This is a genomic window from Pseudonocardia sp. TMWB2A (genome assembly GCF_017312135.1).
Genome location: NZ_QKQY01000001.1, coordinates 1,679,160 through 1,694,516, shown reverse-complemented (window position 1 = coordinate 1,694,516; position 15,357 = coordinate 1,679,160). Strand labels below are relative to the sequence as shown.

The window sequence follows — 15,357 nt, the reverse complement described above, 5'->3', positions numbered from 1 at the left end:
TGAGTATGAGAGCCGCTTGCCGCAGCTTTTCACAAATGTTATAACATTTGTATGAACAAGCCGCTCAAAATCATCAAGGTCGGCAATAGCGCCGGTGTCATTCTCCCCAAAGAAGTGCTGGCGCATCTGCGCGTGGCGCAGGGGGATAGCCTGTATCTTACCGAAACCGCGAACGGTTATCATCTGACGCCTACCGATCCCGGCTTTGAAGCAAAGATGGCGCTGGCCGAAACGATTATGCGTGAAGACAGGGACATTCTCCATGTCCTCGCCCAATAGCGGCTGACGCTTTATGACCGTGATTCGCATAGAGCCTTACTGGCTCGACGCGCGCGATGCGCTTGCTATCCATGACCGGCAGATTGCCGAACATGGCGGGATTGCGGGCGTGCGCGATGAACGCCTGCTCGATTCGGCTTTGGCAAGGCCAGTTAATCAATGGCACTACGGGCTGGATGATGCAGCCGCGCTGGCGGCGGCCTATGCGTTCGGCATCGCGCGCAACCATCCCTTTGCCGATGGCAATAAGCGGACTGCTTGGGTGTCGGCGCGTTTGTTTCTCGCGCTCAACGGCCATGTTCTCGAATTTGTGCAGCAGGATGCGATTGAAACCGTCATTTCCCTTGCCGCAGGCGAGCTTAGCGAGGAGGAATTGGCCGACTGGTTCCGCCAGCATCTGGTGGCGGGTTAATGCGGCGGCATTTATGGACAGGGTCGGGCTGGGCGTCGCTGGGCCTTGGCGCGATTGGCGTGTTTGTGCCGCTGCTCCCTACCGTGCCGTTCGTTATTCTTGCCGCCTTCTGCTTTGCGCGCGGCAATCCCAAGGCCGAACGCTGGTTGGTCGAGCATCCGACCTATGGCCCGCATATCCAAGCTTGGCGCACACGCGGGGCGATCAGCCGCAAGGGCAAGGTCGCCGCTAGTTTAGCCTTTGCGGTCAGCGTTGGCATCGGCCTATGGCACTTGACCACGCCGTGGGCGCTGATCCCGCTCGCCGCCGCGCTGATTGGCGGCACATGGATTTGGACACGGCCCGAATAAGCGCGCAAGGCTAATCGGGGCGCGGGGCTTTTTTCTCGACAATATCGGCAACATCGCCGTCGGTTTCGATTTCCCCGCTGGTCTCGGCCTCGACCTCGGCATGGAGCGGGTGCTGCGGGGCAAAGCGCAGAATGAGAAAGCCCGCCAGCGCGGACAAAAGCGACCCGGTCAACACGCCAATTTTGGCATCTTCGATCCGTTGCGGATTGGAAAAGGCCAGGCCGCCGATAAACAGGCTCATCGTAAAGCCGATACCGCACAGCATCGCGACGCCATAAACCTGTACCCAGGTCGCGCCGCGCAGCCGCTGGGCAAAGCCGCTTTTGACCGCAATCCAGACGGCGGCAAAAATCCCCGCCTGCTTGCCTAAAAATAACCCCGCCGCAATGCCGAGCGGGAGCGGGGCAAGGAGGTCCGAAAACTGCATCCCGCTAAAGGACACGCCCGCATTCACAAAGCCGAACAGCGGCACGATGAAATAGCTGCTCGCAGGGTGGAGCGCATGTTCAAGCCGGTGGAGTGGCGATTCCGTGCTGTCGGGCGCGCCGGGGGTTGCGCGGATCGGGATAGTGAACGCGGCGAGAACGCCTGCAATCGTCGCATGAACGCCTGATAATAACACCGCATACCAAAGCAAGGCTGCCAGAATCAGATAGGGCGCGAGATGGCGCACGCCGCCGCGGTTGATCACATACATAAGCGCGAAAATGAGGCCTGCGACCACCAGTGCGACCATGTTGATCTCGGCGGTATAAAAGAGCGCGATAATCGCGACCGCGCCCATATCATCGACAATTGCGACCGTCACAAGGAATAGCTTGAGCGAGGTCGGTGCGCGGGATCCAAGCAGCGCCAGCACCCCCATCGCAAAGGCAATGTCGGTTGCCGCCGGAATGGCCCAGCCCTTGACCAATAGCGGATCGCCGCCCGCTATCAATATATAGAAAAGCGCAGGAGCAGCCATACCCGCAACGGCTGCGAGAACCGGCAGCCGGCGCTGGTTCCATGTTGCCAAGCGCCCGTCAATCAGTTCGCGTTTAATCTCCAGCCCGACGAGCAGGAAGAAGATCGCCATCAGCCCGTCATTGACCCATAAATGCACGGTCATCGGCCCCAATTTATCGGTCAGAACCGGCCCTGTTTCAAAATGGGTGAAGGCGAAATAAAGGTCGGCCCATTCGGAATTGGCGAGCATCATCGCAAGCGCCGCTGCAAAAATCAGCAATATCCCGCCCGCAGCTTCGCCATAGAGGAAGCGACGCAAAACGGAAAAAGGACGAAGCGGGAGGTCTAACGGATGATTCACCGGGGGACGATAGGGACGTAACCCGTGGTCTGGCAAGACGATCAGGCGGGTTTTTCATGTTTTAGCGGGATTTTCGACTCGGCGCGCGAGCCGTTATTAATGGTGCGCGCATAGCACACGGTTGGCTGTCAGAGACGGCCCTGAAAGCTTCCCTGATAGGTGCCAACGCATTGGAAATTTTGAAGGGGAAGGCGTCGTCAAAGGCTTCAACATTGTTGTAAATGCAAGTCTTTCTGCCGCGCTTTACGTTTTGGAGGCCTATGTTCTTTGTACATCTCCATAATGGCCATTGTCCGGACAATATTATGAGAATGTAACATATTGTCAAATGCTTAGCCTTCCTCCATAATGGATATATCCTTTGGGGAAGGGATTTCGGGCCTATGCTTTCGCTACTACAGGGTGCAGCTTATGAAATGATGCTGTTCGCCTGTTGCGGGATGATATTGACCGGTGGCGATGATCTGCTTTTCGATATTTTGTGGCTGTCGCGGCGGGTGCGCGGTAAGTGGAAGGCGGTGCCGCTGGCAAGCCTGCCCGACGCGCCGCCGACCCGGCTCGCCATCTTTACGCCGCTTTGGCAGGAAGCCGGGGTCATCGGCACGATGCTGCGCTGGACGCTCGCGCAATGGATAGAGGCGCCGGAGAATGGGCGCCGCAGCGGTCCGGATTTCTGCCTCTATGTCGGCTGCTATTGCAATGATGATGCGACCATTGCGGCGGTGCAGGCGGTTGCGGCCGAGCACCCCGCACATGTCCGCATCGTCATCAATCCGGTGCCGGGACCGACCACCAAGGCGGATAATCTCAACACCATGTGGCAGGCCTTGCTTGCCGATGAAGCGGCATCGGGTGCGCAGTTTGATGCGGTCATCCTCCATGATGCGGAGGATATTGTTCACCCGTCCGAGCTTCTCCTTTATGCTAAATTGCTGCCCGCGTATGAGCTGGTGCAAATCCCCGTCGTGCCGCTGGTCAACCCGCACAGCCGTTGGGTGAGCGCGCATTATGCCGATGAATTTGCTGAAGCGCATCAAAAGGAAATGCCGATGCGCGATTGGTTAGGGGCGCCCATTCCCTCGGCGGGCGTGGGCGTTGCCTTGCGCCATGACTTGCTCGACACGCTCGCGCGCGGCAATGCGGACGGGCTGCCGTTTGACCGCAACAGCGTGACCGAAGATTATGAACTGGGCGTCAAGGCAAGCGCATTGGGCGCGCGCAGTATCTTCATCCGCGCGCGTGCAGACGATGGCAGTCTGATTGCGTCCAAAGGCCTGTTCCCGGCGGATGTGGGCGCGTCGATCCGGCAAAAGACGCGCTGGGTTCTGGGGATTTCGCTGGCTGGATGGGACCGGTTGGCGCTCTATCGCGAGCCTTGGCTTGGCGCGCATAACAGCCCCTTCGCGCAGGTGAAGGCGCGCTTTGTCTGGCGCTGGATGCGCTGGCGTGACCGGCGCGCGTTGCTCGCGGCCTTGTTGCTGCTGACCGCTTATGGTGCGGCGCTCGTCAATCTGTTGTGTATCGCCCTCTATCATGCGCTGGGGCTGGATGTGGTGCCGGTCACGGGGCTGTGGTTCGACGCAGAGGCTTTGTTAGCGGTGACGCTGTTCCTCCTGCTGTGGCGCATGGCGATGCGGGCGGGCTTTACCACGGCGCAATATGGGGTGGGCGAAGCGTTGCGTTCGCTGCCGCGCGCGCTCCTCGCCAATGCGATAGCGATTGCGGCGAACAGCCGTGCCTTGCTGCGCTATGTCGCCTTGTGGCGCGGCGGGGCGTTGGTGTGGGACAAGACCAGCCATGACTTTCCTGTACTGGAGGACACGCCAGCACCGGCTGGACGGCAGGACAAAACGGTTTGAGCCATCCCACCGATGCTGGCGGGTATCGCGGGCGTCCGGTGGTGTTTTTGATAGGCGTGCTAAGCCTGTGGGTGACAGGCCGCGCAAGTGTCATGATGTGGAATGATGGCGCAGCGGCGCAGGATGTGGCGGCGACGGGCGCGACTTGGGAAGGGGTGAAGCTGGTCCCCTTGGCATCAGTTGCCGACAGGGTGACTTCGATTAAGCTAGAGCCTCAAGGCCTAGGCGCATATGATCTTCCCGCGCGGCCAAGCCCTGCGCACAAACCGGCGATGGTCGCCAAGGCCAAACCGCCATTCTTACCATTGCCCGCCTCCATGAAGGTCGCCGACAAAGGCGGGGCCGCACCCTTGCCCTTTCTGCATCTTAAAGGCTTTTCGCTGGCAGAGGTTCGCGCGACCCCGCCAGTGTTTGTGCCTGCCCGTAGCTTTGCGCGCGTGACGCCGCAATCGGAGCCGCCCGCCTCGCGCTGGTCGGCAAGTGTGTGGGCGCTGTGGCGACCGGGCGAGCGGGCAGGGGAAAGTGATGCGGCGCTACCGCTCTATGGCGGCAGTCAGGTCGGCGCGCGGATCGCCTATCGGGTGGACCGCGCAAAGGCGGTGGACCTTTATGTCCGTGCATCCGCACCGCTGGTTGCGCGCGGCGGCAAGGAGGTCGCGCTGGGCGCGTCGGTCAAGCCGCTTGCCCGCATCAATGCGGCGGTCGCGGTCGAACAGCGCATCCGTGTGGATGGCACGGGGAAACGCCATGCGCCCGCCTTGCTCGCTTATGGCGGCTTTGGTCCGCGGGCGATTGGCGGGCTTGAGGCGGAAGGCTATGCGCAAGCCGGGGTCGTCGGCATCAAGGACGCGATCCCCTTTGCCGATGGCGCGCTGACGCTCACCAAGCCGCTGGGCAAGATTGGCTCTATCCCGCTGCGGTTCGGCGGGGGAGTTTGGGGCGGCGCACAAAAAGGCGCGTCGCGGATCGACCTAGGCCCGCGCTTCAGTGCGGATATTGCGCTGTCGAAGCGGCATCGGCTGCGCGCGGCGCTCGATTGGCGACAACGTATAGGCGGAGCTGCCCGCCCCGGTTCCGGCCTTGCGCTCAGCCTCGGCACGGATTTTTAACCCGCCCTAGCCCCGCAACTAACCTCGTGCCAACGCGTCCTTGTTTTTGGGTGGCTTTGCCGGGGGCAGGGCGATAGGAAAGGGGGTCATGGATTTATACCTTCCCGTCGCCAACCTTTCGGTCAATGCGTTGGTCATCGTCCTGCTCGGTGCAGGCGTGGGGTTTTTGTCCGGCATGTTCGGCGTTGGCGGCGGCTTTTTGACCACGCCCTTGCTCATCTTTTACGGTATCCCGCCGACGGTCGCGGCAGCATCGGCGGCAACGCAGGTGACCGGCTCAAGCGTGTCCGGCGTCATCGCCCATATGCGGCGCGGCGGCGTCGATTTCCGCATGGGCGCGGTGCTGGTCGTCGGCGGGGTGATAGGGTCGGGCGTCGGTGCGATCCTGTTCCGCTGGCTGCAAAGCGCGGGGCAAATCGACACGGTAATCGCGCTTGTCTATGTCATCATGCTGGGCTCTATCGGCTCGCTGATGGCGCGCGAAAGCCTTAATGCGGTGCTGGCCTTACGGTCGGGCGAGGCGGTCAAGCCCAAGAAACGCCGCCACCATCCGCTCATCGCCAGCCTGCCGATGCGTTGGCGCTTCTATCGCTCCGGCCTTTATATTTCGCCCTTCGGCCCGCTCATTCTGGGCTTTGTGACCGGTATATTGACGATGCTGCTCGGTGTTGGCGGCGGCTTCATCATGGTGCCAGCGATGCTCTATATTCTGGGCATGGGGACGCAAGTGGTGGTCGGAACCTCCTTGTTCCAGATCCTGTTCGTGACGATGGTGACCACTATGTTGCACAGCGTCACCACGCGCGCGGTCGATATTGTGCTGGCGGTGCTGCTGCTCGTCGGCGGGGTGGTCGGCGCGCAATGGGGCGCGCGTTTTGCGCAAAAGCTGCGGCCCGAATATCTGCGCCTGTGCTTGGCCGCCATCGTGTTGCTGGTCGCGGCGCGCATGGCGATGGGGCTGGGCTTCCGGCCGGACGAAATCTATTCGGTCCAGCATTTATGATGCGCAAGGCCGCCTTCCTCCTGCCGATGCTGGCGATGGCTGCCTTGCCCGCCGCGCTCCATGCTCAAGCGCAAGAGCCGCAACTGGTCCCCGATGTGTCGACCAATGCGATCGACATCCAATATAGTTTTTCGGGCGAAGATTTGCTGCTGTTCGGGGCGATCCTTTATCCCGGCGGGCGCTTGCCGGACAGTCAGGCGGACATTGTTGTCGTGCTGAAAGGCCCGTCCGGTCCCGTCACCTTGCGCGAAAAGCAGCGCATCGCGGGAGTATGGATTAACGCCGAAAGCGCGCGCTTCCGCAGTGTGCCGGGCTATTATGCGATAGCATCGTCGCGGCCCATCGACCGGCTGGTGGATGAACGCACCGCCGCCATTTACGAGCTTGGTCTCAAAAACCTCCAGCTTTCCCCCGGGGGCACCAGCGACGCCAAGGAATCGGCGCGTTTCGAACGCGGCCTCATCCAGCTTAACGAAAGCCACCAACTGTTTGACGAACAGCCCGATGCGGTCGAAATCCGCGAAGGCGTCTTGTATCGCGCGCGCATCGCCATCCCCGCGCGGGTGCCGGTCGGCCATTATACCGCCGAAACCTTCCTCGTCAGCAAAGGCCGCGTGCTGGCGGTCGCCTCGCGCGATATTGTTATCCGCAAGTCGGGTTTCGAGCGGTTTGTCGCGGACTCCGCGCAGCGTTACGGCTTTCTTTACGGCCTTGTCGCAATCCTTGTGTCGCTCGCCTTCGGCTATGCGGGGGCGTTCCTGTTCCAGAAGCGCGGCTGATTTTTTCGCGTTAACCCTAAGCCTTTCTTTACCCTTCGGGCGTAAAAATCCGGACAAATGTGCGTGAAGCTTTCGCGCGCGGTTGGGGGGTATCAATGGATTTGTCGGGTCAGAATAATTTCCAGCAAGGATTTGCGAGGGTTGAAGAGGCGCCGGTGACGGTCAACGCGCCGCCCGCCAACCAGCATCTTATCGGCGAGGTGATGGAAGTCACAGGCTCCGGCGCGCGGGTGTTGCTCGATGCCAAATTGCTTAGCCAATATGCCCTGTCGTCCGATCCGGCGCTCGCCATGGCGGGGCAGGTCGGCGCGCAGATCAAGATCCGCGTGGGCGCGGTCTGGCTGCTCGCGAGCATCCGCACCCAGGCAATGTATGAACGTGGCGAGGGCATGATTGTCGCGCAGATCGACTTTATGGGCGAAGGTGACGAGGAAAAACTTACCGGTAAAATCTATAAATTCCGGCGCGGTGTGACCCGCTATCCGGTGCCGGGGTCGGATGTGTTTGCGGCGACCAGCGGCGATTTGAAGCAGGTCTATTCGACCGACGACCGCGCCCATGTCAAAATCGGCACCGTCTATCCGACGCGCGACATTCGCGGCGCGCTTTATATCGACGCGATGCTGGGCAAGCATTTCGCGCTGCTGGGGTCCACCGGCACCGGTAAATCGACCAGCGCCGCGCTCATCCTCCATCGCATCTGTGAAGCCGCGCCCGAAGGCCATATCCTGATGATCGACCCGCATGGCGAATATGCGGCGGCCTTCCAGAGCATCGGCGCTTTGTTCGATGTCGATAATATCGCCATGCCTTACTGGCTGCTCAATTTCGAAGAACATTGCGAAGTGTTCGTGACCTCCGAAGGGCGCGAGCGGCAGATGGATTGCGACATATTGTCGAAATGCCTGCTGCAAGCGCGCGCCAAGAGCCGCCTTGCCGAAGGAATCGGTAAGATTACGGTGGATTCGCCGATCCCCTATCTTTTGTCCGACCTCCTCAACATCTTGCAGCTTGAAATGGGCAAGCTCGACAAATCGACCTCGTCCGCGCCGTTCATGCGGCTCAAGAACAAGATTGAAGAAATGCGAAACGACCCGCGCTACAGCTTCATGTTTTCGGGCATGTTGGTCGGCGACACTATGGCCGCCTTCCTCGCCAAAATCTTCCGCCTGCCGTCCGATGGCCGTCCGATTTCGATCATCGACGTGTCGGGCGTGCCGTCCGATATTACATCGGTGGTGGTCGCGGTGCTGAGCCGGCTGGTGTTCGATTATGCGATTTGGGCGCGCAATGAACCGCAACGTCCGGTGCTGCTCGTGTGCGAAGAAGCGCATCGCTATATCCCCAATTCGACGGTAGGCGGCGGCCAGTCGGTGCGCAAAATCTTGGAGCGCATCGCCAAGGAGGGCCGTAAATATGGCGTATCGCTGGGCCTTATCACCCAGCGCCCGTCCGATCTGGCCGAAGGCGTATTGTCGCAATGCGGCACGATTATTTCGATGCGCCTCAACAATGACCGCGACCGCGATTTTGTGAAGGCGGCGATGCCCGAAGGCTCGCGCGGCTTTGTCGACAGCATCCCCGCGCTGCGCAACCGCGAATGTATCATCTGCGGCGAAGGCGTGTCGATCCCGATCCGCGTCGCGCTCGACAATCTGGAAGAGCATAAACGCCCCGCCTCGACCGACCCCGTCTTTTCCGAATTGTGGAAACAAACCGGCGGGGAAGCCGAGATATTGGAGCGCGTCGTGCGCCGCTGGCGCAGTCAGGGCCGGTAAGGCGGGCTACCCACCTCCATCTCGCATCTCCAAATCCTCCCCTGCAAGGGGAGGTGGCATTTGCGTGAGCAAATGACGCGAGGGGTGTTGCCCTCTCGATAGCTTGACACCCCTCCGTCACGCCCTTCGGGCGCGCCACCTCCCCTTGCCAGGGGAGGATTTATCCTTGTTCCATGAGGATTTGTCTTTGTCAGGCGGGGATCGGCCTTGTCGGGGGAGGATTTTGGAGTGCGTTCCATTCTCCGGTTCCGCACCCCTGTCATCGCTAAAGTTAAGGGGGTATGTAACCTTTGGCGCGAAGAGGGCGCATGGGATAGCGGGGGCAGGCGGCGCGAGCAGCGCAAGGATAGGCGCGACAGGTGCGGGAAGGCTGGCGGCATGGGCGCGGCTGACTTGGCGGGCATGGTTGTGCGCGGGCCTTGGCTCTATGTCCGTTTCCGCGCTCCGTTCGGAGACGAAGCCCGGCTCCGGTTGCGGCTGAGGGCTGGGCGCAGATTGTGGCGGCGCATCCGGTCCCGCACCTGTCCTCTGTCCCGCCGCCGCCCGTGCGCGTGGCAATTCCACATCGGGCGTGCCGTAAAGATCGGCAATGTCGAGCGCGTCGAGCCGCTCTTCTATTTCATCCATAATATGCGCGGCCTGTTCACGGTGGCGTGCGGCGAGCATGGTGCGCAAGGTCCGTTCGCTGTGCGGCATGGCGCGCTTGGGCGGCGGGGCGGGGCAGATATTTTTCGGCCCGCGTGGCGGCGCGGCAATCTCCATGTCATAGCGGGTGAGCAGGAACATCAGCATCGTGCAATCAAGCCGGAGATGGGTGCCGACCTGTGTGCCGTGCGCGTCGAATATCGGACGGGCAAGACCTTGCCGAGCGCGGGCATGGGCAATGTCGCGCAGCAGCATCACGCCTTCGCGCTGACGGGCTTTGCACGCCGCGTCAAAGCCGGGATCTTCGACCCTCAACCGCCACACGCTCATCCGGCTGATGCCGACCTGTTCGGCGGCATCCTTGAAGGATCCGCTATGGCCGAGCGCATCGAGAAAAGCCGCGCGCCGCGTGGCGGTCCATCCGTCGCGGCGCTGGCGGCGGGGTCGCAATGGCGCGAACAGAGCGGCTTCGGGGCCGGGCGAATCGTGGCCGGGTGAATCGGGGCGGGGCGAATCAGGGCTGTTTAAGGTCATGAGGTCGAAATTGACGAACACGCATGGCTGTAGGAAAGCGGAAAATCTTCGTAGAAAAATGTGGGGTATCAAGCGGAGAGCCGGACTTAAATTGCTCCCTTCAAAAGAGAAGGTGGCATTTGCGTCAGCAAAGAAGCAAGGGGTGTCGTGTTGTCGGGTGAGGCGGGTTGTCGCGGGCTGCCGCTATAGAAAAGAAGCGCGTCTTGGCAGCAAATATCTTGTGCTATCGGGAGGCTGTCACCCCTCCGTCACGACCTTCGGTCGCGCCACCTCCCCTTGTCAGGGGAGGATTTTCAGAGGCTTAGCCTATCTTTCCGCCGCGCCCCAGTGCCGCCGCACACACCCCGCATATAAGAAAACCGCACCATGGTTTCCCATGATGCGGCCTTCCGGGTCTCCCCTCCCAAACTATATATTTTTACGGATGCTATCCTTTATTATTTGCAGATGCAAGCGGGGCGTTTGACCGCCGGACGCTTGACCGCAGGCCGCTTGGCGCGCACGCGCTTCTTGCCCAGCACGCGGCTGGTGCGGGCTTGCGGATAGCTATAATCATAGCTGGTTTCGGTCGTGGTGACCGTGGTGGTGTAAGGCACATATTCGGTCCGCACCACGGTTTCGGGCGCGGCATAGCTGCTGCCTTCATAATAGCCATAACCATTGCCGTAATAGCCATTCCCATAATAGCTATTTCCGCCATTCTGGTCGCGATAATAGCGGTCATAATAGTCGCGATATTCGCGCTCATAGGCAACGCGCCGCTGATATTCGCGGCAGCGTTGGCGGTCTTCTTCCTTGTCCGCGAGCGCGCCTGCGACCGCGCCGACGCCAGCGCCGATGATCGTGCCTGCGGTGCGGTTGCCGCGTCCCGCAACCCGATTGCCCACAACCGCGCCTGCGACGCCGCCAATCGCCGCGCCGCCCACGCCGTCATCGCTGCGGCACATGCGCGCCATTTCGGCATCGCTATAGCGCCGGTCATAGCGGTAGCTGCGGTTGGGGTCATAATCTTGCGGATAGGGCGGGGGCGTATAGCCATCGCCTTCATAGCTTTCCGAATAGCTATAATCAAAACCGGCATCTCCGCGATAGGGGGAGCCGCGATAAGGGGAGCCGCGATCGGTATCGCCGCGATAGGCGGGCGGGGTGTAATCGGTGCCCGATTGCGGGCTATAACCGGCGGGGCTTGCGAGAGGATTTGAGAGGGGAGCGGCGTGGGCCGCGTCCGAGTCGCCAAGGCCGGTTATTGCCGATTTGGCAGGCTGGCTCGACAGGGCCGCAACGGCTGCAACACCTAGCAGCAACAAAGTTCGCATGGTTAACTCCTCTCTGGCCGACCACACGGAAAATTGCGGGCCCAGCGCAATGGTTAACAAATTATTAGCAAATTTTATCGGCTATGGCGACCCCATGAAAAGCGGCAAAATGTCTCTTTTCGGGCCAGTGTAAAGCCATGAAAAATTTACCTTTTCCGTTAAGGACGAAAAGGTTAAATTATACGCGGAATGCGTGGGAAATCCTGTCCTGCGGCACCGGTAACCGGCGCCGGCAAGCACAGGCGTCAAGCGTGGATGTAAAAGCTTTCAGGCGGTTAGGCGGTCCGCGATACGCGCGCATAAAGCGGTGCAGCCTTCTGCATCTTCCGCACTGAACCGTCCCGGAGTCGGGCTGTCGAGATCCAGCACCGCGATGACCTTGCCGTCATGGATGACGGGGACAACCAGTTCGGACCGGCTTGCCGCATCGCAGGCGATATGGCCGGGGAAAGCATGGACATCGGCGACCAGTTGCACTTCGCCGCTTGCCGCCGCCGCGCCGCACACGCCCTTGTCCAAGGGGATGCGGATGCACGCGGCCTTGCCCTGGAACGGCCCCAACACCAATGTCTTGCCCGCCGCGTCCATGCGGTAAAAACCCGCCCAGTTGAGGTCGGGCAGGGCTTGCCACACCAAGGCCGCAACATTGGCCATATTGGCAATGCCGTCCGGCTCGCCTTGGGTTACGGCGTCGGCGGCATCGGCAAGATCGCGGTAGAGGGTCGGGCTATCGGCGGCGCTGAGGGCAAAATCATACATGCCGCTTTCTTACGTCATAAGCCGCGCGCGCCCAAGAGGGCATAAATGTCATGGTTGACAGTTTTGCTTTGCTGGTGGAGCGTCGCGTCCGGACATAAAAGGGAGGATGATATGCGGCGCAAGACAGGCTGGATGCTGGCGGGGATGATGTTGTGCGCGGCCCATCCGGCGGGCGCGCAAAATCAAAGTCAGGACCAGAGCCAAAATAAGGGCCAAAGCCATCCGGTTGCCGAAGCGCAGGCGTTGGAACTTGCCAAACAGGCGATTGCGTTGCGTTCGGTCGCGGGGCCGGGCAATGAGACCGCAAAAGTGGCGGCCTTGTTCAAAGCGGCGCTGGTCAAAGGGGGCTTTGCGGCGGAGGATGTGGAAATCCACCCGCTTGACGATACCGCTTATTTCATCGCGCGCTGGCGCGGCAAGGCGGCGGCCGCCAAACCGCTCGTCATTTCCGGCCATATGGATGTAGTCGAAGCCAAGCCGAGCGACTGGGCGCGCGATCCGTTCACGCCGATAGTCGAAAATGGCTATCTATACGGACGCGGCGCGAGTGACATGAAGCTGGACGCGGCGCTGGCGATTGCGGCGCTCATCGAAATGAAGCGGCAGGGCTATACCCCGCGCCGCGACATCATCCTCCAATTTTCGGGGGATGAGGAAACCACGATGAAAACCAGCCAGATTATCGCCGAGCGGTTCAAAAATGCGGAGCTGGTGCTGAATATCGACGGCGGTGGCGGATCGGTCGACGAAGCGAGCGGCAAGGCGCGTTACTTCACCTGGCAGGGCGCGGAAAAAACCTATGCCGATTTCGAATTGAGCGTGACCAATCCGGGCGGCCATTCCTCCGCCCCGCGCAAAATCAATGCGATCAACCAGCTTTCGGCGGCGTTGGTCAAAATCGGCGCATACCGCTTCACGCCCGAACTTAATGACATCAGCCGCAGCTATTTCGATGCGGCGTCCCATTATGAGGATAAGGAGATAGCCGCCGCGATGCGCCGCTTTGCCGCCAATCCGGCAGATGGCGGGGCGGTTGCGACGTTGGCGGATAATCCGGCGATGGTCGGCAAGATCGGCACAACCTGTGTGACGACGATGATGAATGGCGGCCATGCGCTCAACGCGCTGCCGCAACGCGCGACGGCCAATATTAACTGCCGCATCTTTCCGGGGCATAAGCCCGCCGACATTATGGCCGAGTTACAGCGGGTAGCGGCAGACCCTGCTATCCGTTTCAAGGATGTGAGCGAAGGTTCGACTGCTTCGCCTGCCTCGCCGGTGCGGGCGGATTTCGTCGCGGCGGTGACGAAAGCGATGCATAAAATCCACCCCAAGCTGCCCGTCTTTCCCAGCATGGCATCGGGGGCGAGCGACAGTATGTGGTATCGCGCGCTGGGCGTCCCCAGCTATGGCGCAAGTCCTCTATTCATGAAGGATAGCGATGATTTCAGCCACGGCCTCAACGAACGGGTGCCGGTCGCTAACATTGCGCCTGCCATCACTTATTATCTGTCGCTGTTCACCGATTTGTCGCAATAGACAGGCGGCGCATATGAATGGCGCGCCCATAAAAGCGCACATAAAAAAAGGAGCGGAAGGTTGCCCTCCCGCTCCTTTTTTTCGGTTTTTCTCTTCGGGTAAGTGAAGGCCAGTATCAGGCGACTTCGGCAGCGATCGGGCTGCCAGCCGTTTCGTCATCCATGTCGCGCAGCACATAGCCGCGACCCCACACGGTTTCGATATAATTTTCCCCGCCACAGGCGAGCGCGAGTTTCTTGCGCAGCTTGCAGACGAAAACGTCGATAATCTTGAGTTCCGGTTCGTCCATTCCGCCATAAAGATGGTTCAGGAACATTTCCTTGGTGAGCGTCGTGCCCTTGCGCAGCGAGAGCAGTTCCAGCATCTGATATTCCTTGCCGGTTAGATGGACGCGGTTGCCGTCAACCTCGACCGTCTTGGCATCGAGATTAACCGCAAGCTTGCCGGTACGGATGACGCTTTGCGAATGGCCCTTGGAACGGCGCACTACGGCATGGATGCGCGCAACCAGCTCGTCGCGGTGGAACGGCTTGGTCACATAATCATCGGCGCCAAAGCCGAACGAGCGCACCTTGCTGTCCATTTCCGAAATGCCCGACAGGATGAGAACCGGCGTCTGCACCTTGGCGTTACGCAGCTTTTTCAGCACATCATAACCATGCATATCGGGCAGGTTGAGATCGAGCAGGATGATATCATAATCATAAAGCTTGCCCAGATCGAGGCCCTCTTCGCCCAGATCGGTCGTATAGACGTTAAAGCCTTCCGTCGACAGCATCAGTTCGATGGCTTTCGCGGTTGTCGGCTCGTCTTCGATCAGCAAAACGCGCATATGATACCCCTTAAAATTACCCCCGTCGCACCCCGATACACCTATTCGCACGGGGCGCAGAACTATTAACCATGAAACTTATGAACGTGAAAGGTTAATTTTTCGTCAATGCTTAATTTCTGCCGAGTCGCATCTCGTTGAAAGATAAAGCCAGCCCCGTAAAAGCGCCGTTCCAAGGCGGTTCACCTTCCTGCGCGCGGCATCGTTGTTAATGTAAAATCGAAGCGCAAAAGCGTCAGGATTCTTTACAGATGTTGTTATCGTTAACCAGTGAAATTGGCCGATAACTGCGGTTGGCACGGTGTTTGCTTTTTGTTGACGTGCATAATTTACAAATTTTTTGTTTCGTCACGTTGGAGAATTTTATGAAAAAGCTCGCCTTGGTCGCAATCGCGGCCCTCGCCTTCACCGGCACCAGCGCAAACGCCACCGGTTCGTTTTACGAATCCTATTTCGGCGGCAAAAAGGGCCACAAACATTATTATGATTGCGGCCACTGCTGGAACAATAATTGCGGTTCCAGCACCAGCGGCGGTTCGAGCGGCGGCACGACCACGGGTGGCACCACGACCGGCGGCACGACTACGGGTGGCACCACGACGGGTGGCACCACCACGGGTGGCACGACGACTGGCGGCACCACGACAGGCGGCACCACCACCAGCGGCGGTACCACGACCAGCACCGGCGGCACGCAGGTTCCCGAACCCGGCCTGTTCGCACTGTTCGCTGCAGGGGCGGCTGCCATCGGCGTCGCGCGTCGCCGCCGCCATAACGGCTAATCGTTCCGGATTAGGCAACGGGGAAGTAGGCGACAGGGGCTGACCAGCCCTGCGCTACCCGAAGAAAAAGGCCGC

The 15,357-nt window shown here is 60.3% G+C and carries 15 protein-coding genes; 10 read left to right on the top strand and 5 right to left on the bottom strand.

Going from position 1 to position 15,357, the window contains the following annotated elements; genetic code table 11:
- Positions 1–51 precede the first annotated feature (51 nt).
- From DMP17_RS07880 to DMP17_RS07870, 3 genes are read left to right on the top strand one after another with little or no spacing between them, the layout of a single operon-like run.
- Positions 52–279 carry an AbrB/MazE/SpoVT family DNA-binding domain-containing protein gene (locus DMP17_RS07880; RefSeq protein ID WP_337828516.1) on the top strand — a complete coding sequence of 76 codons (228 nt, stop codon included), beginning with the start codon at positions 52–54 and terminating at the stop codon, positions 277–279.
- Between the two features lie 13 nt (positions 280–292).
- Positions 293–691 carry a type II toxin-antitoxin system death-on-curing family toxin gene (locus DMP17_RS07875; RefSeq protein WP_337828515.1) on the top strand — a complete coding sequence of 133 codons (399 nt, stop codon included), beginning with the start codon at positions 293–295 and terminating at the stop codon, positions 689–691.
- Positions 691–1,041, top strand: a complete 351-nt coding sequence (locus DMP17_RS07870; RefSeq protein ID WP_337828514.1) for a YbaN family protein — start codon at positions 691–693, stop codon at positions 1,039–1,041. Before DMP17_RS07875 ends, DMP17_RS07870 begins: the two co-directional genes overlap by 1 nt.
- Positions 1,042–1,051: 10 nt before the next feature.
- On the opposite strand, the gene nhaA is transcribed toward DMP17_RS07870, so the two are convergent.
- A complete protein-coding gene (gene nhaA / locus DMP17_RS07865; protein ID WP_337828513.1) occupies positions 1,052–2,347 on the bottom strand; it encodes a Na+/H+ antiporter NhaA in 1,296 nt (431 codons plus the stop codon).
- A 383-nt stretch (positions 2,348–2,730) separates the two neighbouring features.
- Here nhaA and DMP17_RS07860 point away from each other — a divergent pair, with 383 nt between their 5' ends.
- The 5 genes from DMP17_RS07860 to DMP17_RS07840 all read left to right on the top strand — a co-directional run bounded on the left by DMP17_RS07860 (position 2,731) and on the right by DMP17_RS07840 (position 8,875).
- Positions 2,731–4,206 carry a glycosyl transferase family protein gene (locus DMP17_RS07860; RefSeq protein ID WP_337828512.1) on the top strand — a complete coding sequence of 492 codons (1,476 nt, stop codon included), beginning with the start codon at positions 2,731–2,733 and terminating at the stop codon, positions 4,204–4,206.
- Between the two features lie 272 nt (positions 4,207–4,478).
- Positions 4,479–5,315 carry a hypothetical protein gene (locus tag DMP17_RS07855; RefSeq protein WP_337828511.1) on the top strand — a complete coding sequence of 279 codons (837 nt, stop codon included), beginning with the start codon at positions 4,479–4,481 and terminating at the stop codon, positions 5,313–5,315.
- An 88-nt stretch (positions 5,316–5,403) separates the two neighbouring features.
- A complete protein-coding gene (locus DMP17_RS07850) occupies positions 5,404–6,318 on the top strand; it encodes a sulfite exporter TauE/SafE family protein (protein ID WP_337828510.1) in 915 nt (304 codons plus the stop codon).
- Positions 6,315–7,097, top strand: coding sequence for a TIGR02186 family protein (locus DMP17_RS07845; protein ID WP_337828509.1), 783 nt, complete (start codon positions 6,315–6,317; stop codon positions 7,095–7,097). Before DMP17_RS07850 ends, DMP17_RS07845 begins: the two co-directional genes overlap by 4 nt.
- 59 nt (positions 7,098–7,156) lie before the next feature.
- Positions 7,157–8,875 (top strand): ATP-binding protein, encoded by a 1,719-nt coding sequence (locus DMP17_RS07840; RefSeq protein WP_337828508.1) that lies wholly within the window; start codon positions 7,157–7,159, stop codon positions 8,873–8,875.
- A 117-nt stretch (positions 8,876–8,992) separates the two neighbouring features.
- Here DMP17_RS07840 and DMP17_RS07835 read toward each other — a convergent pair whose 3' ends face one another.
- The 3 genes from DMP17_RS07835 to DMP17_RS07825 all read right to left on the bottom strand — a co-directional run bounded on the left by DMP17_RS07835 (position 8,993) and on the right by DMP17_RS07825 (position 12,129).
- Positions 8,993–10,075: a hypothetical protein gene (locus tag DMP17_RS07835; protein WP_337828507.1), complete on the bottom strand. Its 1,083-nt coding sequence runs from the start codon at positions 10,073–10,075 to the stop codon at positions 8,993–8,995.
- A 416-nt stretch (positions 10,076–10,491) separates the two neighbouring features.
- The gene (locus tag DMP17_RS07830) at positions 10,492–11,430 is read right to left on the bottom strand and encodes a glycine zipper 2TM domain-containing protein (RefSeq protein ID WP_337828506.1); all 939 of its coding nucleotides are present in this window, start codon (positions 11,428–11,430) and stop codon (positions 10,492–10,494) included.
- Positions 11,431–11,637: 207 nt separating this feature from the next.
- Positions 11,638–12,129: a GAF domain-containing protein gene (locus DMP17_RS07825; protein WP_337828505.1), complete on the bottom strand. Its 492-nt coding sequence runs from the start codon at positions 12,127–12,129 to the stop codon at positions 11,638–11,640.
- Between the two features lie 111 nt (positions 12,130–12,240).
- On the opposite strand from DMP17_RS07825, the gene DMP17_RS07820 reads away from it, so the two are divergent.
- On the top strand, positions 12,241–13,668 hold the full coding sequence (locus DMP17_RS07820; RefSeq protein WP_337828504.1) for a M20/M25/M40 family metallo-hydrolase: 1,428 nt from the start codon (positions 12,241–12,243) through the stop codon (positions 13,666–13,668).
- Between the two features lie 115 nt (positions 13,669–13,783).
- On the opposite strand, the gene ctrA is transcribed toward DMP17_RS07820, so the two are convergent.
- Positions 13,784–14,500 carry a response regulator transcription factor CtrA gene (gene ctrA / locus DMP17_RS07815; RefSeq protein WP_337828503.1) on the bottom strand — a complete coding sequence of 239 codons (717 nt, stop codon included), beginning with the start codon at positions 14,498–14,500 and terminating at the stop codon, positions 13,784–13,786.
- 365 nt (positions 14,501–14,865) lie between these two features.
- Between ctrA and DMP17_RS07810 the strand changes: the two genes are divergently transcribed.
- Positions 14,866–15,282 carry a PEP-CTERM sorting domain-containing protein gene (locus tag DMP17_RS07810; protein WP_337828502.1) on the top strand — a complete coding sequence of 139 codons (417 nt, stop codon included), beginning with the start codon at positions 14,866–14,868 and terminating at the stop codon, positions 15,280–15,282.
- Positions 15,283–15,357 lie beyond the last annotated feature (75 nt).